The following is a 21,514-nucleotide window of genomic DNA, read 5'->3' as shown; positions in this document are numbered from 1 at the left end:
ATGAGACATTTATGATTAATTGCTTAATTTGGTGTTACAGGCAATGCCTTTAATACAGCATTTTGTACGAACTCTGTTTCATCGCTATCCATACATAAATGAATGGAGCCCTTATCTTCATGTGTACGTATTAAACGACCAATGCCTTGACGTAGTCTTAAAATCATATAAGGTAAATCCACTTCTAAAAATGGATTTCCGACATTTTCTCGTTTACTTTTATACACTGGATCATTTGGAGGAAATGGCAAGGAATAGATAAACACATTTTCTAGAGATCTACCTGGCACATCTAACCCTTCCCATAAATTCACAGCACAAAGGATGGATTCTTCCTCATTTTGGAAGTTAGAAACAAGCGTACTGATTTCTCTTTCTCCTTCGAAATAGATTGGAAGCGAAAAGTCCTTTGGTAGATTTTCCTTAAAACTAGCCAAATCTTCTTTGCTATTAAAAAGAACCAATGAGCGTCCCTCTGCTTTTATCAACTCTTCATAACAATATTCCTGTTTTTCCATATTCATTTCTTTCTCAAATGACTTAATATGAACATTCATCTGCTCATCGTAATCAAATGGAGAATCAACAGAAAAAGAAAGATAATCAGATGCTCCGATACTTCTGGCCATATATTCAAATGATTTGTTTTCAGACAATGTTGCAGATGAAAAAATAATTGGTTTTTGTTGGCTAAATACTTCCTCTTGCATAATGTCTTGAACAAGTCTTGGCATAATTACAAGCGTTCTTTCCTCATTCATTTCTTCAAACCATGTAATTCCATTCATTTCCTTCAAAAATAAGCTTAAAGAATGAGATATCTGTTCTAAATACTCCTCAACAACTTTTAAGTCATACTCATTAATAACATACATTTCGCTTTCGAACACAAGCTCTTCCTCTAATTCCGAAATATATCCTGCTAATTTTCTTCCTGCTCGCATTACTTTGTCTGTTTTTTTAATTTCTTGTTTTTCAGAGCCTTCTGCTTTAAAGGAAGCATCTGTTAACTCTCTAAAAAACTGCTCATTCTGATAGATTGTTTCTTCAATAATATTTAATGTTTTTTCACGCACATCATTTGCCATCAATCTAGTTAATAGATTTTCCAAATTTTGTTCTGTTAAACGATAGGTTAACGCATTTTGTGCTGCATATTCTAGTAAGTGACCTTCATCAAAAACTACGCACGCACTATCAGGCAGTAATGGAAGCTGCCCTTCTCTTTTTCTCGATTCTTTTGTCCAAATATGTTCCATATAAAAATCATGGGAACATATGATTAAATCCTTGGCATTACGATAATAATCCCTGTGTAATGTCTGTCCACAACGGTGGCGTTTATCACATGTAAAACAATCTTGCATGGAATCCCATGCCACACCTTCCCAATCCTTATCATTTAGATCTGGGTAATCCTTTCTATCCCCATAAGGAGCAAAGGATTGCATAGAACCTGTTCCGTGAACGAATTCAGGAAGACTGTCATAAATAGAATTATAAGTATCTTCAAAAGTGATTTTTTGATCCAATTTTGTTAAGCATAAATACTGGTTGCGGGATTTTGCCAATCGCACATCAATATTTAATCCAAGAGCTTGCTCTAGCTTGGCAATATCGCCTTCTTTTTTCACAAGCTGTTCGATTAATGTTTCATCTGAACAAGCAATAATTGCAGGCTTGTTTACATATCGAGCATAACAAATGCTGTATAATAAATAGACAAATGTTTTTCCAGTACCGACACCTGCTTCTGCAAAAATCGTTTTTTTATCTTTAAATGCTTTTTCTAATTGATAAGCCATATAAACCTGTTCATCACGTAATTCATATCCTGCTTCTGGAAGAATGTCATAAAAGACGTCACCAATCCATTCTCCCAATTTTTCATAAAATGATTCTGTTTTTGCTACTTCAAATGGCATGCTATTTTGCATGATACCCCTCCGACTTTACGAATTGACTTCCTTTTTTCTCTCTTTGCTATATATAAAATTATCCTTATTTATTTCATAACGAATCCTTATCATAGACAATTTATAACTAATATTCGAGTGAAAAGAGGGTTGCCTTAAAATAATTTGGCACCCTCTCAAACATTTATGGCATTTTTAATTTGTTCTAAAGTAAAAAAATCAGAAAAGAAGAACCTTCAGAGCACCATTTCTCCTTCAGCCCCTATCTCTAGACAAGGAATAAGACATTGCTTGGTGAACTATTTGTTGGGCGTTAGACAGCTTTTGAATCACGCTTTCGTCTGCAACTCCTTCTCCAGCCATAAGATCGATAGAAGAATTCAATGCATCCATAATTTTTGTATAGTCTACTGTATTATCGTTCATAAATATTCCCTCCAGAAAAATACGTATAGAATAAATATATACGGATACAAAAAAAATATACTCATCGAATACAGTTAATCTGTTAAAGGAATTTTAATTTGTTAATCTCTTTTTCGCTTTCCCCAATACTGGTAATAATCTGTTCTGATAAAACCATTGAATAGTTTACGTTTCTTTGTTGCTTTTCTGCCGTAGTGTGTTTCAAACGCTTCATCACTTGTTAGCATATAAATAGACCATGTTTCAAGTGGAGCAAAAGCCTGTCCCATTTCTTGATACATTTTTTGAACAGATGGCTTATCCCCTAATCGTTCTCCATACGGCGGATTCCCCACAATAACACCATTTTCTTTCATTGTGGTAAAGTCTTTTACTTGCATTTGTTTAAAAGTAATTAAATCTCCTAGTCCTGCCTCAAATGCATTTTCTTGAGCTATTTTAATCATGCGATGATCAATATCTGATCCAAAGATTTCAAGTGGCTGGTCATATTTGGCAGTATCCTCTGCCTCTGTACGGACATCCTCCCATACTTTAGCTGGCATCCAATCCCAACTTTCTGAAATAAAGTCACGATTAAAACCTGGTGCGATATTTTGTCCAATTAAAGCAGCTTCAATAGGAATCGTTCCAGATCCACAAAAAGGGTCTACGAATGGTCGATCTGCTGTCCAATTTGTTAGTGAAATTAAAGCTGCAGCTAGGGTTTCTTTTAGTGGTGCTTCCCCTTGATCAGCTCGATAACCTCGTTTATGAAGACCTTGACCTGAAGTATCCATTGTTAATGTAACAATATCCTTAAGGATTGCTACTTCTATTTTAAATAAAGCTCCGTTTTCCTCTAGCCAGCCAGTTTTTTTATAATGTGAGCTTATACGATTAACGATAGCCTTTTTAACGATTGCTTGACAATCCGATACACTGAAAAGTTTTGATTTTACTGATTTACCTGAAACAGGGAATTGAGCATGAACAGGTAAATAATCCTCCCAACGAATCGCTTTCGTCTTTTCAAAAAGTTCATCAAATGTAGTTGCCTTAAATTCGGCCACTTTAATTTTTACACGATCTGCTGTACGAAGCCACATATTTGCTCTTGCAATTGCGGTTTCATCGCCTTTAAATAATACTTTCCCATTATCTACTGTACATTCATACCCTAACTCTCGTACTTCTTTCGCAACTACTGCTTCAAGCCCCATAGCAGCTGTTGCTATTAATTCAAAGTTTCGCATATTATCTCCTTCATTTCACTATAATTTCATCTTATGTATGTTGTTTATTTTTACTTTTATTTTGATACAAGAAATAGTCCATATAAAAAGGATGACCAGATTAAATGCATGACATACTGTTTTAAGCCAAAACGCTAACAGTTTATCAGACACTAATCTCCGTGTCACCCTTGTGATTTTATCTTCATTCTCATCATTAATCAACATAAACGCTTTATAAGCCATGTTCTGTTCCTCTGTACTCATACGACTTTAACATCTCGTACAAAGGCGGTAATCATCTATCTACAGAAATATAATTTCTGTCCTTCTCATCCGTTCATTTCCTCAGAGAAAGTTCCCCTACCATAATTTGGGTTTCTCGCTCGCGGGGTTTACCTCGTTCCACCCTTGTCATTTCTGACAAGGCTACGTCACTGTGGCACTTTCAAGGTATTCATGCCATATCCTAAGACTTAGGCATTTTCCCTGCCGTCAACATAAATATGCTGCCCTAGCTTATTTTTTAACTAGGCACGAACACTACAAGCATCGCAGCCTGTGCGAGCATGGACTTTCCTCTACAAACTAAGTTTGCAGCGATTACCAAAGCGTTTTATTGATACAATAGCTATTATAGTGGTTTTACCAAAGCATTGCAATGGTTATTATAGGTAATTCTTAATCTATTATGCAGCATGACCTGCATTTAGTAAATGTAACTCAATCGTAAAGCTTACTACCAAACACATGCTTTTCTAAATTAGATAATCTTTTTAAAATATCAAAGTTAGTTGTGCCTGCTGTAGTTGGAGGTGGTTGTCTGCGACTAGCATCCTCCACTTGCTTTTTTAAGCGTAAATTTTCTTGTTGAAGCTCTTCAATTTCTTGATGCAATGTTTCATAATCTTTAATAATTAAATCTAAAAACTTATCTACTTCTTCCGGCTTATATCCTCTTACACTAGTTTTGAACTCTTTTTCCAAAATATCTTTTGCTGTTAATTTCATTTTATCTGATAGCATTTATCGCTCACCTCAGTCGATTACCATTTATCTCAATATTTTTTCAAAAATACGCCATTTTGTCAATTAATTCTACTAATACTCTTCATTAAATCTTACTTCTTCCACAATATCTTGTAAATCTGAAAACTGGATTTTACGAATTTCAAAGGTGTTTTTTTCCTGATACATTTTAGCCAATTCGTACAAATATTTGGGACTACCAGGGTTCTCCTCATCATAAAACAGAAGAAGAGCATCACTTTTTTTCAGTAAAAATACATTCTTATCTCTTAATTGCTGTGGATTTTCATATGCTTTCTTGGATACTGAATCAACGAAATCAGCCTGAATCATAATTTCTTCATACCATTCTTTATTTATTTCTTTCCAATTTTGTTCCTGTCCAAGAAATGGAGTAATAATTCCTAGTTTTAAATCAGGATATTCTTCCATTTGCAAATCATAAACAACTTCAGCAGCCCAGAGCTCTGTACCAAGTTGACCACTAATTAATACCCATTCAAGTCCTTCTTCCAGCATTATTTGCAGGTTTTTCCTAATTGCTAATTTTATGTATTCTACAGCTAGTTCGTCTCGTTTAAATATTCCTATCTCAAAAGGCTTATAGCCAGAAATGACGGCTATTTTCATAATTGTACAAGTAACTCCTTCGTATTAACCATTATTACTTTAAAATATATCATAAATAGTTTTTCCCATAAAGAATTTATACCTCCTAAAAGAAGAAGAACACCGTTTTTAGCTCTGCTTCTTTGCTTGCTGATTTCATTATATGTTAAGTATTCGATAAAATGATCGAAAATAATCGTGATGAAAAAAGGATTTTTCCAGGCAATGTTATCTTTTTTCTCCCCTACTGATATTTACGGGAATCATTCTTTTCTTTTTGACTAATAATCTTCCCACCTTCCTTCCGCCACTACTCTTAGTAAAAAGTAAGTTTAAGTGTGGGTTTTAAAATAACTTTTCTATAAATAGAAACAAGGATCTCAAACAAAGATCCTTGTTTTAGCTTACTTATCTTTTTCTAAATGGGAATCCACCAGGCATACCAGTTTGAGCCGGGAACATTTGACCAGTTGCTGTAAATGGTGTTCCTCCAGTTGTTGGCATAGCTGGAGTTGCTGGTGCCATTGGTGCCATTGGAGCTGGAGCTGAACCCATATTAGCTTGAGTATTAGTTACCACATTCTCAACAGATTGAGTGTGTGGGAAGAAATGTTGATGCTCATAGTTCACATGGTTTACAGTAGTAGTATGTGTTGGATGAATATGTGGCACAATATTATTAGAAAAAGTGTTATTCACACAACATTTTGTCGGATGTACTACTGCAGGTAAAATGTTATTTGGTTTACAATGCATAAGAAAATCTCCTCTCAAAAATTAGTTATCTTACACTAACAATTTATGTAGAAAGGGATAATCTTGTACTAATACAAACACCTATTTTGCCGAGAGAATTTTTTACTGCATCATTAATCACCATAATTCCCAATATTATTTGAGTCATTATAATTTTATAAAAGGGCATAGAAGCTGTCTTTTAGTGTTGTAAATAAGATGATGGTTAAACAAATAAGAACAAAAAACATACACATAACCACTTTATACAAGTTCGTTCACTCCAAATTAGTATTTCATCTATGCTAATTTGTATTTTCTATGAAATTATATTGTTGTTAAATTACTAAAATATATTTCATAGAAAAAAGTTTTTAGTATAAATGAACCAATTACTATTTTAATAGGGAACGGGCGTACAAACAACTAGGTTATTGATGGAATAACTGATTTCTATTATTCATTTGCAGTTTTCTTTCTAAGCGTTCACTTCTTTTTTGAAGTTCAAACATCATTTTATCTAGCTTATCTTTGTGTTTTACTATTTGCTCTGCTGTTTGGGTATAGTTTAATGCCAGTTGATAGTTTTTCTCTTTATGTTCTGCCATTTTAGCAAGTTCTATTAGCGATTGTAAAACCATTGCAACTTTTGTTTCTTGTGTATATGTTTGAACAATTTTTCTCCAAAGCTCGGCAGCATCCTCTAATCTTTTCTCTCTTTTATATTCTTTTGCTAATAAAAAGGCTGCCTCTAAAACTTCTTCTTTATTTTGCTCCTGAATACTCAGTAAATTTTGTTTGGCAATATCAGTCTGGCCAATTACGGCATACCATTTTCCAACTTCTAACGTTTCTTTGGCACTAATGTTATAATCTCTTCTTAACAATTGATAGCTTAAATGGGTATATAAAGTAATAAGAGAAAGGATATCTATTTCATTATGCTTTAAAATACCAAGCATTCCTTCAGGATTCTTTCGTTCAACAAAGTCAAAATAAATCATGGGGGCAAGAAATCCGGGAATATCATCCTGCCGCTTTACTCCAAGGATTTCTTCCTCCACGATAGACAGCTTTGTTCTATCTAAACGATGTTTCCACATCCGCCTTGCCCCGTGATACAAATCAAAATGACCGAATTCAGGGAGCTTTGGTACATGCTCCTTTATTAGCGTATGTCTTGTTTTTACTTGTGGCCAATCAAAAGCTTTTCCATTATATGTTACGAGAGTTGTATAGTCTACATTCTCTAAAAAACTATTAAATAAAGGCACTTCTGCTCCTGGATGTGGCAATATATGCTGTTTTAGAACTATTTCATTTTCTCGTAATTGTGCATACCCAAGAATAAATATAGTATTTCCCGTACCGCCTCCAAGGCCAGTTGTCTCCGTGTCAAAGAAGAACAGCTCCTTTGCCTGATGCCCTTTTGCTGAAAGAGGATGGTCGTAATTGACTTTATTCCATTCGTCCACAATGTGACAAAACTCCCGAAATGTATAATTCCCATGTGTATAGTCCAGAGGATAGCTTACTTCACGAATTAAACAATAGTCCTGATCTAGCCAATAAGGATAGACATTTTCTTGCTCCCACTGCTGGATAAATGGAATATTCTTTCCCTTTATCTCGATATTTTTAACAGGAGTAGTCTGTTCTTCTTTTTTTATATGAGACTTCATTCTACTTAACTTATTTTTAATCGACATATTATTCCCCTTAAATAGAAAAATTATTTTCTTCCAAGAGCGAAAGGATTCTAATTACATCCCTTTTACTGTTATTTGAATGGCTCTCTGTTCCTATACAAGAAGGACAGCCGTATTCACAAGCACAATTTTTCACCATTTTTTTTGCTTCCTTTAATACTGATGGCATTTCTTCATATATTTTTTTACTTAAGCCGATCCCACCAGGATATTGATCATAAAAGAAGATTGTTGCTTTTTCATTATGCTCTGCTTTTACTTGTGGAACTACATGTAAGTCAGATGGATCTGCCATAACAAGAAGCGGTGCTATATGTTTTAATGCATGAGCAGCACCAATTAGGCCTTGTTCGGTTTGCTCTTGATCCCATGCTAATTTTTCTTGTGGAAAAGAAAGCCATGCCGCATTTGTATGAAGCTCTTCTTCAGGCAGAGTAATGGGACCAGAACCTATATTTTCATGTGTTTCAAATTTTATTTTTTTAAAAATTGTACTCATCGCTATAATACTAACATCGCCAAAGCCTGTTTCTGCTTCAGAATAATCGGTTCGATTATCTTCTTCCAAAACCTTTAAAGATACCGCTAAATTGGCATCTGTATAATAATCGACACTGACTTCACGAACATATGCTTTTTTCTCTTCCCAATCTAGTTTCTCCACTTGATATTGAATCCCTTGATGCATATAAATAGCTTCTTCATGTAATAGAGTCATCGCAGAAAAGCGATCACTTTCTCCAATCACTCTGCTTTTACTACGATCAGAAATGTCAATAATGACTATATTTTCTTGTGATGCAGAACGAAGACTTATATTATGTGCTGGAAAAGAATCATTCATCCAATACCATTTATCTCCATTTTGAAAGAGGATTCGTTCAGTTGTTAAAAACTCGAGTATTTCTGTTATTTCACAATTTCCAAATGTATCTCCTTCTTTAAACGGAAGCTCGTAAGCCGCACATTTCATATGATCAATTAGGATAATTAAATTATCAGGATTTATCCTCGCTGTTTCTGGATTTCTACTAAAAAAATAGTCAGGATTAGCAACCATATACTGATCAAGGGGACTAGAGCTTGCTACCATAATCACAAGTGATTCATCATGTCTACGCCCAGCTCGTCCCGCCTGTTGCCATGAACTGGCAATCGTACCAGGGTACCCTGTCATCACACAAGCTTGAAGTTGTCCAATGTCTACACCTAATTCTAATGCATTAGTACTAACAACTCCGTATATATTTCCATGTCTTAAACCTTGCTCAATATCCCTTCTTTCCGTTGGTAAATATCCGCCACGATAGCCACGAATAGATTTTGATCCAAGCTGATACTTAACTAGTTCCTGTAAATAAGTTAGTAGTATCTCAACTCGTACTCGACTTTTGGCAAAGACGATTGTTTGAATTTTATTTTTCAGCAATTCTCCTGCTATCTGCCTTACTTCTAAAGTCGCGCTTCTCCTGATGTTTAAAGGAATATTCACAATGGGAGGATTATAAAAGACGAAATGTTTCTTGCCGCTTGGAGCACCATTATTGTTAATTAGCTTAACACGCTGTTCTGTTAAATTTTCTGCCAATTCCTTTGGATTCGCAATGGTTGCAGATGTACATACAAAGACAGGATTACTGCCATAGAAGGCACAAATCCGTTTTAATCTTCTAATGACATTCGCAACATGACTTCCGAAAACGCCTCTATAAATATGCAATTCATCAATAATGACATATTTTAAGTTTTCAAATAAAGATACCCATTTTGTGTGATGTGGCAAAATAGCTGAGTGAAGCATATCCGGATTTGTGATGACGATATGCCCTGCCTTGCGAACCTTCTGTCTAATCGAAGCAGGAGTATCTCCGTCATATGTATAGCTATTTATTTGTAATTCAGCACTTTCAATTAGCTCATTTAATTCACTTTTCTGGTCCTGTGCAAGTGCTTTTGTCGGGAACATATACAAAGCTCTTGCGTTTTTATTTTCAGCAATGGACTGGATAACAGGAAGATTATAGCAAAGAGTCTTTCCTGATGCAGTTGGCGTGACAGCAACTACACTATCCCCTTCCCGAATCGCCTGATAGGAGGAGGATTGATGTGTATATAATCGTGTAATGCCCCGCTTTTGCAATGCATCTTTTAAATTAGGTAATAAATCTTCTGGTAGCGGGGCTGTTACAGCTTCTTTCGGTTCGATTGTATGCCAATGGGAAATTTTTTCTTTATAGTCTTCCTTTGTTTTTAATTCTTTCATAATATCTTGAAGGTTTTTACGTACGTTCATTTTGATTCACCTCTATAACCTCCATTCTATCGAATAGACGTTCGATTTAAAAGAGATTTTCAAAGAAAAAAATAACCATTATTTGTTAGTTCTCTTTAACAAATGAATGGATTGCTTTTGCTAAGTCATTGGGAGCTTCCTGCATACTCATATGTCCAGTTTCTAATCTAACTTCAAAAATATTCGAGCTTGATGCAGAAGCTACTCGATCCACTGAAACCACTTTATCTTTTGTTCCCTTTACCAATAAAATAGGCAAGTTAGCTTCATCCACAACATCATTTCTATCTGGTCTATTTCTCATAGCTGCCTGTGTTTCCATAGCAGCTAAAGCATTAGTGCCATAACCAATTGTTTTTGCCTTTTCTACTTCGTTCGTTAACTTAACAAGGGATTCGTCTGCAAATAAATTAGGAACTAGACCATTTACAAACTCTATAATGCCGAGGTCTTGAATTTTTTGAATGGCGTTTAGCCTACCTGCCTTTCCCTCTTCTGTATCAGGATATGCGGTTGAATGAATTAAGCCAAATCCCTTTAAGCTTTCTATAAAAAGATCTGCAAAAGCCAATGTCACATAACCGCCTAGTGAATGTCCAAACATATATATTTTTTCAATCCCTAATCTCGCTAATAACTCCTTAATATCCTTCGCTAAATCTTCTATTTGAAAGGGTTCTCCACTAAAGCTTGAAGTTCCATGTCCCCGTAGATTGACTGCTAATACATGATATTTATCTGCAAGTAATGGAATAATATACTCCCAGTAATCAGTACTTCCACAAAATCCATGAATGAGTACAATGGTTTCCCCTTCTCCTTTTTCTATATAAGAAAGCTCTTCCTTACCAACTTTTATAGTATTCATTTTTACTAACTTCCTTTCTTCCGCTTTTCATTTAATATAGCACTTTTTATAAAAACAGATAAAGTAAAACGTCATTAAAAGCTGTTCATTTGTTGAGCTATTCAAACATTTGCGTAACATTAATCTCCTCACCTACTTAAGCCAGATGAGAGAAAAATATTGGATATATCAAAACTCTTCTTGGCATCCTTTTTTCTATTTCTAATTAAAAATGGCAGGGGGACGAAACACCAATTGTATGTATTAGGCATAGTATAAGTAGAAAAAGGCCTATTCATTTGCAGTTTTCTCCCTGAATAGAAAAAGGAAGAAAACATTTATCAACTTATGTTCATGTTTTATGTAAGGAGTGATTTAAAATGTCTTCCAATTTCCCAATTGACCCGAATAAAAAGGAGAAAAATCCTCAAGTTTTAAATGGATTTATGCGTTCCATGAATCAATTTTTCCAAGAAAAGCCAGTGAAAAACTTTCTACAACAAATGGATGAGTTTTTTAGCAATCCATTTCCAAACATGGCTTTTCCCGTTAGTGTGAATGAAACGGAAAGTGCAACAATTATCAAAGCAGAACTTCCAGGAATCAACAAAGAACAAATACAATTAGATATCTTTGACCATCATTTAACTATAAGTGTAAACCATCAGGATATCATTACAGAAGAAAATACGAAAACGAAAACATTTCATACAAGTCAGACGTTTAAAAAAAGCAGCAGAACGATTGCGTTTCCTCACCCTATTGATGAAAAAAAAGTCAAAGCATCCTATCAAAATGGCTTGCTTATCATTAAAGTACCGAAACAAAAAGGGAAAAAAATAATGATTGAAGACCAAAGTTCCTAAACCAGATAGAGTAAAAAATTATAATCTGCACATATTAATAGTGGATGCTAAAAGAAGCACACTCTCCTTCCTAAACGCAAGAAGGAGAGGTTCCTTTTCATCCAAAAATTTCTTCTAATCTTACTTCCTGAGGTGATAAGATGAGTTATAAAGATCAATTAGATTCTCATTCTGCGCTTTTTCATCACAATTGGACGAGACCAAAACGTTCTAAGTCCCAAGTAAATGGGCATACACAAATGTCTCAAAACAATATCATTCTAAGAAGTAATGCAAAAGCACACCGCTGGTAAGTAGAGAAAAAGAAATGGAGGCTGTCGATTGACAGCCTCCTTGTTCATTCTGCTTATACTTTAAAGATTCCGCCGACGCCCTTTACTAAGCCCGTAACCTGATTCATCGCGTTCATCATCATTCCAGCAGTATCCATCATCTTATTAAAATCTAATGAACCGTCTTGTGATTTAAAAGAATTCATAATACTTTTCACATTCCCTTGTTTCTTGGGGATAAATGACTGCTTTGGATATGGATTCATAAAGCTTGGATTTTGATTCATATAATTTTGCGAGTAATGGTTCATTTCCGAGTTATCCATATAATGCAATGGATTTTGAAAAATGTCTTGGGTGCTGCTCTTGTATGCATTTTGCGGGTGATAAAAACTTGGTTGGTTGTTTGGATAATTGGGTTGCATTGGCATATGATAGTGATTTTGTCCATTCATCCCTACCCCATTCCATTGCCCTTGGTCCATGTTCATATAAGGATAATAATATTGTCTGTTCTCGGTTTGTGAATATGGCGTCGTATAAGCGTTCAGATAAGGTACATTTCTTCTTTGTGGATTAGATGCTCTATACATGAAAATCTATCCTCCCACGTTAAAGGTATCCTTCTCTACTATATGATGATTTCGCCTATCCCGTGCATTCATTATCAAAAAACAACTGACTAAATGGCATAGACGAATTACCCTACCTTTAAATAAACGAAAAAAAAAGAGATTTTTCATCTCCTTTTGACATTCCCCTATTGTTTTTCCGCCGTTAGCAAATCCAGTAATGTTTGTAATATATACTTTACAGATTTTGCCGAATCAAGAAACCGTTTCTTGCTCGTTTGCGTAAAAAATGCTTGAATCGAAATTAATTCAATATGATCAGATGCTGTATTAATTTGAATGGAACTTAAATAATCAGGCTTCGCTTCGCTGACCCATGCTTTAGCCATTTCCTTCCATTCATCATTAATCTCTTTAATTTGATTCGCAAACGGACGAACGACTTTATAAAAATCCTCATTTACTCCCGATTCCTTCACTTTGTAAAACGTCTCAACTGAATATTCGACTGCCTCTAAAAGTTTCTCTGTATAATCCATCAACTGATGATTTTCGGTCAATTTTGCCACTCCATTTACCTAATGTCGTTAATCCATTTATTTTAACGATTTATTTTGCTAAGTTCAAGTAAAGTGGCATTTTTCTTGCATAAGGAGAAAGGTCAGTAGGATTGCAGACTTGGCTTGCTGTAATATTTTCCCTAAGTGTATCCATTACATTTTCAAGTTCATTTAAAGAAGTGATATGCTCCTCAATAAGTTGCATATTTTGATTTCTCGATTTAAAAAGTGTCTCATCTAATGCATCTAACTCTTCTTGGATTTCTTCTAACATATTCAATAACTTTTCTTTTGTATAAGCAATTTCCATGCAAATCCCTCCAAGCTATTTTGATATATACTCTTTTCTTTTTTTTTATGAACTATCCTCCCTAGGTGACAAAACTAGAAGAGATTCGGCAAAGAAAGTAGATTTTCTTATTACTCGTTTAAAATTCGACAAAGTAGAAAAATGGACTAGAACCACTTATTTTTTTGGCGAATTAGTTCATGTAACTGCTCTTGTTTATTAAAGTACCAATCCGTTATTAAGAAAGGTTCTTTATTATCACCACTTACTCGCCATTTATGCTTAATTTTCTTTTTATACCAATCACCTCTCTCACTATCACGATGATTGACTATTGGAAAAACAGCTCGCAATATTGGTGTTGTATTGGTCATTTTGGGGTATATATATTTTTCATAATCCTTCCTCGACCCAGTATGTTCTCTTTTTCTTGCAAAATCATAGAAGTCTTGATATAAATTATTTTTAAATAATAGGTTTGCTAATGTATTTCCTAGCCTAATTCTCTCATCAAGGGAAGTAAAGTTCGCAACGCTAGCTCCGTATAGGTTCCCATATAATGTTGGAAAAAGTACAGCATTAAAATGTAGTAAATCTTGAAAAAGATAGGGAAGATAATGAAAAATATGATGCTTAATTCTTTCATTTTTAATTACGGGCTTCTGAATAACATTTTGTTCATTAATAATCAAACTGTTCATTAACCTTTTCTTATCCCTATTCTTCCAGAATTCCAGCCATTCTTGTTCCATAAAAGAAGAAACCTGAAAAACTTTTAATAAATGAAACATTGGCGCGTTTATTTTCGTCGAATATTCATAGAGTAATAATTGGGGGTATGCATCTTTAAAAATAAGCCAATTTGCTTTCTCATAGGTTAGGTAAATTTGCTGCCTTTTTTTTTGACTAACTAATTGCGGCAGCCAGAGCCCATTTAAGTCACACATATTCCAGCCGGCATTGCGCGAAACTTGACTGGCAAGAAAAGCCCATTGTATTTCTTGATTTTTGTTATAATAACGAAGATAGGCATTTGTTCTTGATATATTGTCTAAGTTGCACTTATCAGTAATTAGCCTTATTCTAGTTATAAGTTTTTCTTCTTCTATTGGAGAAAAATACGAATTTATACCTATCAAAATGTTCACCTCTTATGAACGCTTTATGGTATTATTGTTTGTTGATTGCAATAAGTTATACTTTGAAAGGATCTTTGTGAGGTGAAAAAATGAAGATTCATTACCCAAATGGAAAAAGATATTCTCCGCTAAAAAACGAGAATATTAAATCACAAAAAAAAATTAGTTATAGTAACAGGGGAATGACTTTAGAGGATGATTTGAATGAAACAAATAAATATTATTTAGAATTTGGGAAGGCAGTTATACATAAAAAGCCGACACCTGTTCAAATCGTTCAGGTTGATTATCCAAAAAGAAGTGCAGCAGTCATAAAAGAAGCCTATTTTAAACAAGCTTCCACTACAGACTATAACGGTGTTTATAAAGGAAAATATATAGATTTTGAAGCGAAAGAAACGAAGCATACTACTTCTTTTCCGCTAAACAACTTCCATGAACACCAAATCAAACATATGCGGATGGTATGTGAACAACAAGGAATTTGCTTTGTCATTATCTCCTTCTCTGAAACAAGTGAAATATTCTATTTAACAGCAGAAAAACTCTTTATGTTTTGGGAAAGAATGATAAATGGCGGAAGGAAATCGATTACGAAACATGAATTAGAAATCAATGGTCACTCTATTAGCCTTGGTTACCACCCTAGAATTGACTATATTAAAGTAATCGATACGATATATAAATTTAACTAATTCCTTTTTGTTTTTCAAAGAAAGGTAGGAATAACAATGACAGATAAATATCAAACGCGAGAGGAGCGTCGCAAGCAACTCGAAGCCTCAAAGAAAAATGCTCCTAAAAAAGCAAAGAAAAAAAGTGGCATGAATTTGTTTAAGCGCGTTCTGCTTATCTTATTAACAATCGGTATTATTGGAATAATTGCAGGTGGAGTAACTTTTGCCATCATGGTAAAAGATGCGCCAGAATTGAATCCCGAAACATTAAAGGATCCAATTTCTTCTACCATTTATGACAAGAATGATAAAGAAATAGCAAAAGTAGGTGCGGTAAATCGCGACTATGTAAACTATGAAGATATTCCTGATTTAGTAAAAGATGTATTTATCGCAACAGAAGATTCCCGTTTCTTTGAGCATCATGGGATTGATCCCATTCGTTTAGGCGGAGCGGTTATTGCAAACTTTAGAGATGGATTTGGTTCAGAAGGAGCAAGTACGATAACACAGCAAGTAGTGAAAAACTTCTTCTTTAACCAACCGCAAAAAACATTAACTCGTAAAGCCCAAGAAGCTTGGCTTGCCCTTGAATTAGAACGCAAATACTCTAAAGAAGAAATTTTTGAGATGTATGTGAATAAAATATTTATGTCGGAAAATATGAGCGGTGTTAAAACGGCTGCAAGAGTATATTTTGATAAAAGCTTAGATGAATTGACACTACCGGAAGCAGCTCTTCTTGCTGGGATGCCACAGGCGCCGAATGCCTATAATCCGTTTAATAATCCAGAAAGAGCAGAAAAAAGACGTAATATTGTATTATCTTTAATGCATCAGCATGGATATATATCAAAAGAAGAAATGGAAGAAGCTCAAAAAACATCGGTTGAAGATACATTAGTAGCAAAAGAAGATCGACAAACAAACGACTTACCTTACGATCCATTTATAAAACAAGTTATTGCCGAAATTGAGAAGAAATATCCAGATGTAAATGTATATACAGATGGACTAGAAATTTATACAACAATGGATATAGAGGCACAAGACTATGTCGAAGAATTAATGTATGAAGGAGAAATTGTTGAATTCCCCGATGAAGATTTCCAAGCAGGAATCACCTTATTGGATACAAAAACTGGTGGAATTTTAGCTCTTGGTGGTGATCGTGATCCAGATGTAAAGCTAGGAACAAACTATGCAACAGATATAAAGCGACAACCTGGATCTACAGCAAAGCCTATACTTGACTATGGTCCAGCAGTTGAGTATTTAAAATGGGGAACCTATCAAACAATTGTAGATGAACGTACTACTTATTCTGATGGAACATCTATTAGCAACTGGGATAATAGCTATAAAGGGTCTATGACTATGCGAAAAGCATTAGAAATGTCTAGAAATATTCCTGCACTAAAAGCCTTCCAAGCAGTTGGAGCAGAAAATGCTCAAGAATTTGCTGTCAATCTAGGAATTCCATTAGAGAACGCCTATGAATCCTATGCAATTGGTGCATTTGAAGCTAGCACGCTAGAAATTGCAGGTGCTTATAGTGCTTTTGGAAATGAAGGAGTTTATAATACACCACATGCCGTACGCTCATTTAAATTAAAAGATGGCACAAAGATAAATATGGAACCTAAATCAAAAGTTGTGATGCAAGATTATACAGCTTTTCTCATTACAGATATGCTAAAAGGTGTACTCACAAGTAGCGATGGAACTGGAAGTCTTGCTAATATTCCAGGATTGCCTGTCGCTGGTAAGACTGGGACGACCAATTATTCTGAAGAAGAACGAAATAAATGGGGTATTACTAATTCAAAAAGTGTTCCAGATGCTTGGTTCGCAGGATATACAACCAACTTTACGATGGCTGTATGGACTGGTTACACAGAACGAAAAAATCCAATTGAACCTGGTTTAGATCAGAAAGTAGCCCAAAAGATTTTTAAAGCAGTAATGGGCCATATTTCTGAAGATGTAGAAACTGCTGATTTCAAAAAACCAGATAGTGTCGAAACGATAAAAATAGAAAAAGGTACGTATCCAGCTAAATTGGCAAGTCCATACACGCCAAGCAGTCAAATCCTAACTGAGTATGCTGTAAAAGGTAATATTCTGAACGAAGTATCACAGAAATACAATAAGCCAAATGCTCCTACTGGAGTGAAAGCTAGCTATAACGAAAACAGTGATCAAATCGAGTTATCATGGGATTATGGTGATAAAGATGGCATTAAATTTGACGTAAGTGTAAGTGTCGATGGTGGAGCTAGCGAGCAGCTGACTGTTACTTCCGATACAAGCATCAAAATTACAAAACCAACGGCTGGTAGTACGTATACCTTTACTGTAAAGGCAATTAAAGATGATTTAGAAAGTGATCCTGCATCTAGTAATATTTCTGTGCCAGAGAAAATCGAGGAACAGCCACCTGAGGATCCAAATGAAACGATAGATGATGAAGAAAATCAAGACGATCCTAATGGCGAAGAATCTGACGATAATCAGGACGAGGAAGGCGACGAAGATTCTGATAATGGCGGAGACAATAACAGCAACAATGAAAATGGCAATAACAACGGAAATGATAACAATAACAATGGAAATGGGAACAATAACGGGAATAATGATAATGGGAATAGTGATGATGTTCAAAACAATAACACCAGCACGACTGACATCAATCAAGATAAAGAGAGAAATAGAAATAACAATCGAAATGACTCTCAATAAATAAGTTAAAGAACCTGTTTCATTAAAAGAAGAGGACAATTCCAAATGGAAAAGTCCTCTTCTTTTTTCTAAATATTCCTATTTAATTTTACTAATTTTATCGCAAACTGCTTTTCTAACTCTTTAAACAACTCATCCAATTGTCTATAGGAATGATACCCATTCAGCCTTTTTAGGATAAATTCGAGACGATCTTCTAAATTAAACGGTTTTACTTCTAGACTTTTGTCTACTAAACCATCTATTAAATTCACCGGTTTTTCATTTATCCAATATAGGCATTCTAAAAAGTATTCCAAAGCTATTGTTAATCCGTATTGTAGATTTAACGTATCTCTGTTCGCTGCAAATTGTTGTAGCTCCACTTTAAGAAGCTTCCACTCTTCTAGTATCTTATTTACACATTCCTTAACATTTTCTATATTCCACGGGTGAAACGTTTCCTTGTTATAATAGTAATTTGCTTCATGCAAAAAAGCTGGTCTCCTAACAAAGGAATCCGTCTTAATACATGAAAATTCCTTGATCACTGGGAAAGGGCCATATAAGAGCTGTACGGGGACATCTAATTGATACTTGTCCATTATACTATACCTTTAGTCTTCATTCTTTTTTTGCCTTCTCTACATAATGCTAGCAGCGGACAAGCTTCACATTGAGGATTTTGCGCCTTACAGTGATATCTTCCAAAAAAGATCATGCGGTGATGAGTCACAGACCATTCATCCCTAGGAACTTTTTTCATTAATGTTTTTTCGACTTCTAAAACAGAATCTTTCCATCTGCAAATCCCTAATCGCTTACTTACCCTTTCGACATGTGTATCAACAGCAATAGCAGGCATATTGTAGGCAACAGAAACAACAACATTGGCTGTTTTTCTTCCTACACCTGGTAGATTAATCAATTCATCTCGATCCATTGGTATCTCACCATTGTATTTTTCTAAAACTATTTGGCAAAGTTTTTGAATATTTTTTGCCTTATTTCGGAATAAACCAATAGAGCGAATATCATTCTGCAATTCTTCTAAAGGTACACTTAAGTAATCTTCTGGTGTCTTATATTTTTGGAATAAGTTTTTTGTCACCTTATTAACTAGCGCATCCGTACATTGTGCAGATAAAGATACTGCAATAACCAATTCAAACGGATTGGAATGAACTAATTCACAATGTGCCTCAGGAAACATTTCTCCCATTTTATCTAGGCAATATCTGATTTCATCTTTTTTTAACATGCGATCCTCCGAATTAATAAACTATAAATCTATAAAAAAAAGGTCATCCAAAGAATAAATTGGACATCCTTTCCGAATGATAGTAATCTTACTGACTAACTTATTTAATTTTATTCACCTATTAATTATTGATCCAACCAATTATAAAAAGGTACTGCTTTTTTGTTGGGAGCCTCTTCCCTCTGTTCTATTTTGTATCCAGTAGTTTGATGCTGTCTAAACTTTTTCCCATGATTTTTTGCTTGTTCGAGTGTTTTAATTCCGTTTTTCTTCCATTCAAACAAAATTCGATCAATATATCGAAAGTTTAATTTACCAGAAACAACTGCTTCTCTAAGAGCTGCTTTTATTATTGCCATTTCATGCTGATCATCATCGACCCACATATTTAATGTCTCAATTTCAAAAGGAGATAATGGTCGACCGAATTCATGCTCAAAGCAAGTATATAAATCAGATTCTTCTTTTTCGTTTAAAGCTGCTTCTTCTTTTTTATTATTAAGTAAAAATTGCTCAATTAATTTATTCCAAAGGGGCTCTAAAGAATATCGCTCAAATCGAATCCCTGTATCACTGTTTCCTTCAATTATCTCGATAAAACCTTTTCTAATAAGCTGACTCAATAACTCGCGGCATTCCATACTATCTAAAGTCATTTGATCAGCTATTTCAGACGGGGTTGGAAAATCATTGCCCCGTTCTAAATAGTAATGTATTTGCAGCAAAAGCACTAATTCTTTTTCATTTATCTTCAAATATTTATAGTGTGTTAGAAGTGTGGAAGGAATATTTATATTCCCCTCTTGCAACCATTTTAAAAAAATTGTTTTATTCATAATGACACCTCTAATTTAGTATATCATGTTGGTCAGATGCATGAAATAATGAAAATCACCCAAACCTAGCAATAGTTAACAAAAAGAAGAAGGGAAAAAATAGGATTGGTACAAAAGGTGAAACCTCACACGAATTATCGATGTGAGGTCAACTTTTGAAAAACTTTCCATATTTTTCACCCTATTATTTAATCAAGGATATAGACGATTTAATAATCTTGGGAACGGAATTGTTTCACGAACATGTTCTACGCCTGTAATCCATGCGACCGTTCTTTCTAAACCAAGCCCAAAACCAGAATGTGGAACAGAACCATATTCTCTCAGTTCTAAATACCATTTATATGTTTCTGGATCTAATTGATGTTCTTCTACACGCTTATATAGGAGATCCATATCATGAATACGTTCAGAACCACCTATAATTTCACCATACCCTTCAGGGGCAATTAAATCTGCACAAAGCACAACATCTTCTCTCTCTGGATGTGGTTGCATATAGAAAGGCTTGATTTTAGTTGGATAATGGGTAATAAACACAGGTTTATCAAAGCTTTCAGCAATGGCAGTTTCATGGGGAGAACCAAAATCATCCCCCCACTCAATATCATCAAAACCTTTTTCATGCAAGAAAGTAATCGCATCATCATAGCTTATTCTTGGGAAAGGCGCTGTAATCTTCTCTAATTTAGATATATCTCTTCCAAGAGTTTTAAGCTCTAGCTGACAATTTTTCAAGACAGATTGAACAACATAGGATACGTATTGTTCTTGAACCTCTAGGTTTTCTTCAAATTCAACAAAAGCCATCTCCGGCTCAATCATCCAAAACTCGATTAAATGACGACGTGTTTTAGATTTTTCGGCACGGAAAGTTGGTCCGAATGAAAAAACCTTCCCTAACGCCATTGCAGCAGCTTCCATATAAAGTTGTCCACTTTGTGATAGATAGGCATCTTCATCAAAGTATTTCGTTGCAAATAGTTCGGTTGTACCTTCTGGAGCACTTCCTGTTAAAATTGGTGGATCTACCTTAACAAATCCATTTTCATTGAAGAATTCATAGGTAGCACGAATAATTTCATTTCTTACTTTCATTACTGCATGTTGACGTTTTGAACGTAACCATAGGTGACGATTATCCATTAAGAATTCTGTGCCATGTTCTTTTGGTGTAATCGGATAATCTGTAGAAGTATGAATCAGTTCCACATTTGTAACAAGTAATTCATATCCAAACGGAGATCGTTCATCCTTTTGTACTGTACCAGTAACATATACAGATGATTCTTGTGTAACTGTTTTAGCTGTTTGAAATACTTCTTCCTCTACATCACTTTTAACAATTACTCCTTGAACAAATCCAGATCCGTCGCGAAGCTGCAAAAAGGCAATTTTCCCACTAGAGCGCTTGTTGGCAATCCACGCACCTAATTTAACCTCTTTATCAACATATTTTGGTAACTCGGCAATAGTTGCTTTAATCACAATTAACTCCTCCAAAAACAAATAAATATATGTACTTAAATAGAGGCGGTTGTTC

Annotated in this window: 21 protein-coding genes and 1 other RNA gene; 4 read left to right on the top strand and 18 right to left on the bottom strand. The window is 34.7% G+C overall.

Going from position 1 to position 21,514, the window contains the following annotated elements:
- Window positions 1-23: 23 nt before the first annotated feature.
- From ACTQ5K_RS08605 to ACTQ5K_RS08560, 10 genes are all read right to left on the bottom strand, one after another.
- The gene (locus ACTQ5K_RS08605; RefSeq protein ID WP_349204398.1) at window positions 24-1,937 is read right to left on the bottom strand and encodes an ATP-dependent DNA helicase; all 1,914 of its coding nucleotides are present in this window, start codon (window positions 1,935-1,937) and stop codon (window positions 24-26) included.
- A 234-nt stretch (window positions 1,938-2,171) separates the two neighbouring features.
- A complete protein-coding gene (locus ACTQ5K_RS08600; protein ID WP_155986757.1) occupies window positions 2,172-2,342 on the bottom strand; it encodes a hypothetical protein in 171 nt (56 codons plus the stop codon).
- A 101-nt stretch (window positions 2,343-2,443) separates the two neighbouring features.
- Window positions 2,444-3,577, bottom strand: coding sequence for a THUMP domain-containing class I SAM-dependent RNA methyltransferase (locus tag ACTQ5K_RS08595; RefSeq protein WP_031538100.1), 1,134 nt, complete (start codon window positions 3,575-3,577; stop codon window positions 2,444-2,446).
- A 212-nt stretch (window positions 3,578-3,789) separates the two neighbouring features.
- An RNA gene (gene rnpB / locus ACTQ5K_RS08590) (RNase P RNA component class B) lies at window positions 3,790-4,171 on the bottom strand.
- 108 nt (window positions 4,172-4,279) lie between these two features.
- On the bottom strand, window positions 4,280-4,582 hold the full coding sequence (gene gpsB, locus ACTQ5K_RS08585; protein ID WP_031538103.1) for a cell division regulator GpsB: 303 nt from the start codon (window positions 4,580-4,582) through the stop codon (window positions 4,280-4,282).
- A 75-nt stretch (window positions 4,583-4,657) separates the two neighbouring features.
- Window positions 4,658-5,215, bottom strand: a complete 558-nt coding sequence (locus ACTQ5K_RS08580) for a DUF1273 domain-containing protein (protein ID WP_031538105.1) — start codon at window positions 5,213-5,215, stop codon at window positions 4,658-4,660.
- Window positions 5,216-5,602: 387 nt separating this feature from the next.
- Window positions 5,603-5,950 (bottom strand): CotD family spore coat protein, encoded by a 348-nt coding sequence (locus ACTQ5K_RS08575; RefSeq protein WP_349204396.1) that lies wholly within the window; start codon window positions 5,948-5,950, stop codon window positions 5,603-5,605.
- Window positions 5,951-6,360: 410 nt separating this feature from the next.
- The gene (locus ACTQ5K_RS08570; protein ID WP_284561361.1) at window positions 6,361-7,638 is read right to left on the bottom strand and encodes a ribonuclease H-like domain-containing protein; all 1,278 of its coding nucleotides are present in this window, start codon (window positions 7,636-7,638) and stop codon (window positions 6,361-6,363) included.
- A 10-nt stretch (window positions 7,639-7,648) separates the two neighbouring features.
- Entirely contained in the window at window positions 7,649-9,931 is a 2,283-nt protein-coding gene (locus tag ACTQ5K_RS08565) for a DEAD/DEAH box helicase (RefSeq protein WP_349204394.1), read from the bottom strand.
- A gap of 85 nt (window positions 9,932-10,016) precedes the next feature.
- Window positions 10,017-10,799: an alpha/beta fold hydrolase gene (locus ACTQ5K_RS08560; protein ID WP_031538109.1), complete on the bottom strand. Its 783-nt coding sequence runs from the start codon at window positions 10,797-10,799 to the stop codon at window positions 10,017-10,019.
- Window positions 10,800-11,158: 359 nt separating this feature from the next.
- On the opposite strand from ACTQ5K_RS08560, the gene ACTQ5K_RS08555 reads away from it, so the two are divergent.
- Window positions 11,159-11,644, top strand: a complete 486-nt coding sequence (locus tag ACTQ5K_RS08555; protein WP_349204392.1) for an Hsp20/alpha crystallin family protein — start codon at window positions 11,159-11,161, stop codon at window positions 11,642-11,644.
- Between the two features lie 140 nt (window positions 11,645-11,784).
- Window positions 11,785-11,937 carry a YpzG family protein gene (locus tag ACTQ5K_RS08550; protein WP_065429091.1) on the top strand — a complete coding sequence of 51 codons (153 nt, stop codon included), beginning with the start codon at window positions 11,785-11,787 and terminating at the stop codon, window positions 11,935-11,937.
- 53 nt (window positions 11,938-11,990) lie between these two features.
- On the opposite strand, the gene ACTQ5K_RS08545 is transcribed toward ACTQ5K_RS08550, so the two are convergent.
- From ACTQ5K_RS08545 to ACTQ5K_RS08530, 4 genes are all read right to left on the bottom strand, one after another.
- Window positions 11,991-12,509, bottom strand: a complete 519-nt coding sequence (locus ACTQ5K_RS08545) for a YppG family protein (protein ID WP_349204390.1) — start codon at window positions 12,507-12,509, stop codon at window positions 11,991-11,993.
- A gap of 167 nt (window positions 12,510-12,676) precedes the next feature.
- Window positions 12,677-13,048, bottom strand: a complete 372-nt coding sequence (locus ACTQ5K_RS08540; protein WP_031538112.1) for a YppE family protein — start codon at window positions 13,046-13,048, stop codon at window positions 12,677-12,679.
- Between the two features lie 49 nt (window positions 13,049-13,097).
- Complete coding sequence (locus ACTQ5K_RS08535) at window positions 13,098-13,358, bottom strand: hypothetical protein (protein WP_349204389.1); 261 nt, start codon at window positions 13,356-13,358, stop codon at window positions 13,098-13,100.
- A gap of 146 nt (window positions 13,359-13,504) precedes the next feature.
- Window positions 13,505-14,485 (bottom strand): DUF2515 family protein, encoded by a 981-nt coding sequence (locus tag ACTQ5K_RS08530; RefSeq protein WP_109767881.1) that lies wholly within the window; start codon window positions 14,483-14,485, stop codon window positions 13,505-13,507.
- A gap of 80 nt (window positions 14,486-14,565) precedes the next feature.
- On the opposite strand from ACTQ5K_RS08530, the gene recU reads away from it, so the two are divergent.
- Both recU and ACTQ5K_RS08520 read left to right on the top strand, forming a co-directional pair.
- A complete protein-coding gene (recU, locus tag ACTQ5K_RS08525; protein WP_031538115.1) occupies window positions 14,566-15,171 on the top strand; it encodes a Holliday junction resolvase RecU in 606 nt (201 codons plus the stop codon).
- 36 nt (window positions 15,172-15,207) lie between these two features.
- The gene (locus tag ACTQ5K_RS08520) at window positions 15,208-17,895 is read left to right on the top strand and encodes a PBP1A family penicillin-binding protein (RefSeq protein WP_441993822.1); all 2,688 of its coding nucleotides are present in this window, start codon (window positions 15,208-15,210) and stop codon (window positions 17,893-17,895) included.
- Window positions 17,896-17,963: 68 nt separating this feature from the next.
- On the opposite strand, the gene ACTQ5K_RS08515 is transcribed toward ACTQ5K_RS08520, so the two are convergent.
- The 4 genes from ACTQ5K_RS08515 to asnS all read right to left on the bottom strand — a co-directional run bounded on the left by ACTQ5K_RS08515 (window position 17,964) and on the right by asnS (window position 21,456).
- Window positions 17,964-18,368 carry a YpoC family protein gene (locus ACTQ5K_RS08515; RefSeq protein WP_152910818.1) on the bottom strand — a complete coding sequence of 135 codons (405 nt, stop codon included), beginning with the start codon at window positions 18,366-18,368 and terminating at the stop codon, window positions 17,964-17,966.
- A gap of 110 nt (window positions 18,369-18,478) precedes the next feature.
- Window positions 18,479-19,135 (bottom strand): endonuclease III, encoded by a 657-nt coding sequence (gene nth / locus ACTQ5K_RS08510; protein WP_031538118.1) that lies wholly within the window; start codon window positions 19,133-19,135, stop codon window positions 18,479-18,481.
- A gap of 125 nt (window positions 19,136-19,260) precedes the next feature.
- A complete protein-coding gene (locus ACTQ5K_RS08505) occupies window positions 19,261-19,971 on the bottom strand; it encodes a DnaD domain-containing protein (protein WP_031538119.1) in 711 nt (236 codons plus the stop codon).
- A 192-nt stretch (window positions 19,972-20,163) separates the two neighbouring features.
- Window positions 20,164-21,456, bottom strand: a complete 1,293-nt coding sequence (gene asnS / locus ACTQ5K_RS08500) for an asparagine--tRNA ligase (RefSeq protein ID WP_349204403.1) — start codon at window positions 21,454-21,456, stop codon at window positions 20,164-20,166.
- Window positions 21,457-21,514 lie beyond the last annotated feature (58 nt).

Source organism: Niallia sp. Sow4_A1 (genome assembly GCF_052116745.1).
Lineage (GTDB): Bacteria > Bacillota > Bacilli > Bacillales > Cytobacillaceae > Niallia > Niallia hominis.
The sequence above is the reverse complement of the archived record's forward strand: the minus strand, read 5'-3'. Positions and strand labels throughout refer to the sequence as shown.

Bases quoted from the DNA above. Each gene is read 5' to 3' on its own strand.
- ACTQ5K_RS08605 (WP_349204398.1), bottom strand. From the start codon at position 1,937: ATGCAAAATAGCATGCCATTTGAAGTAGCAAAAACAGAATCATTTTAT.
- ACTQ5K_RS08600 (WP_155986757.1), bottom strand. From the start codon at position 2,342: ATGAACGATAATACAGTAGACTATACAAAAATTATGGATGCATTGAAT.
- ACTQ5K_RS08595 (WP_031538100.1), bottom strand. From the start codon at position 3,577: ATGCGAAACTTTGAATTAATAGCAACAGCTGCTATGGGGCTTGAAGCA.
- gpsB (WP_031538103.1), bottom strand. From the start codon at position 4,582: ATGCTATCAGATAAAATGAAATTAACAGCAAAAGATATTTTGGAAAAA.
- ACTQ5K_RS08580 (WP_031538105.1), bottom strand. From the start codon at position 5,215: ATGAAAATAGCCGTCATTTCTGGCTATAAGCCTTTTGAGATAGGAATA.
- ACTQ5K_RS08575 (WP_349204396.1), bottom strand. From the start codon at position 5,950: ATGCATTGTAAACCAAATAACATTTTACCTGCAGTAGTACATCCGACA.
- ACTQ5K_RS08570 (WP_284561361.1), bottom strand. From the start codon at position 7,638: ATGTCGATTAAAAATAAGTTAAGTAGAATGAAGTCTCATATAAAAAAA.
- ACTQ5K_RS08565 (WP_349204394.1), bottom strand. From the start codon at position 9,931: ATGAACGTACGTAAAAACCTTCAAGATATTATGAAAGAATTAAAAACA.
- ACTQ5K_RS08560 (WP_031538109.1), bottom strand. From the start codon at position 10,799: ATGAATACTATAAAAGTTGGTAAGGAAGAGCTTTCTTATATAGAAAAA.
- ACTQ5K_RS08555 (WP_349204392.1), top strand. From the start codon at position 11,159: ATGTCTTCCAATTTCCCAATTGACCCGAATAAAAAGGAGAAAAATCCT.
- ACTQ5K_RS08550 (WP_065429091.1), top strand. From the start codon at position 11,785: ATGAGTTATAAAGATCAATTAGATTCTCATTCTGCGCTTTTTCATCAC.
- ACTQ5K_RS08545 (WP_349204390.1), bottom strand. From the start codon at position 12,509: ATGTATAGAGCATCTAATCCACAAAGAAGAAATGTACCTTATCTGAAC.
- ACTQ5K_RS08535 (WP_349204389.1), bottom strand. From the start codon at position 13,358: ATGGAAATTGCTTATACAAAAGAAAAGTTATTGAATATGTTAGAAGAA.
- recU (WP_031538115.1), top strand. From the start codon at position 14,566: ATGAAGATTCATTACCCAAATGGAAAAAGATATTCTCCGCTAAAAAAC.
- ACTQ5K_RS08520 (WP_441993822.1), top strand. From the start codon at position 15,208: ATGACAGATAAATATCAAACGCGAGAGGAGCGTCGCAAGCAACTCGAA.
- nth (WP_031538118.1), bottom strand. From the start codon at position 19,135: ATGTTAAAAAAAGATGAAATCAGATATTGCCTAGATAAAATGGGAGAA.
- ACTQ5K_RS08505 (WP_031538119.1), bottom strand. From the start codon at position 19,971: ATGAATAAAACAATTTTTTTAAAATGGTTGCAAGAGGGGAATATAAAT.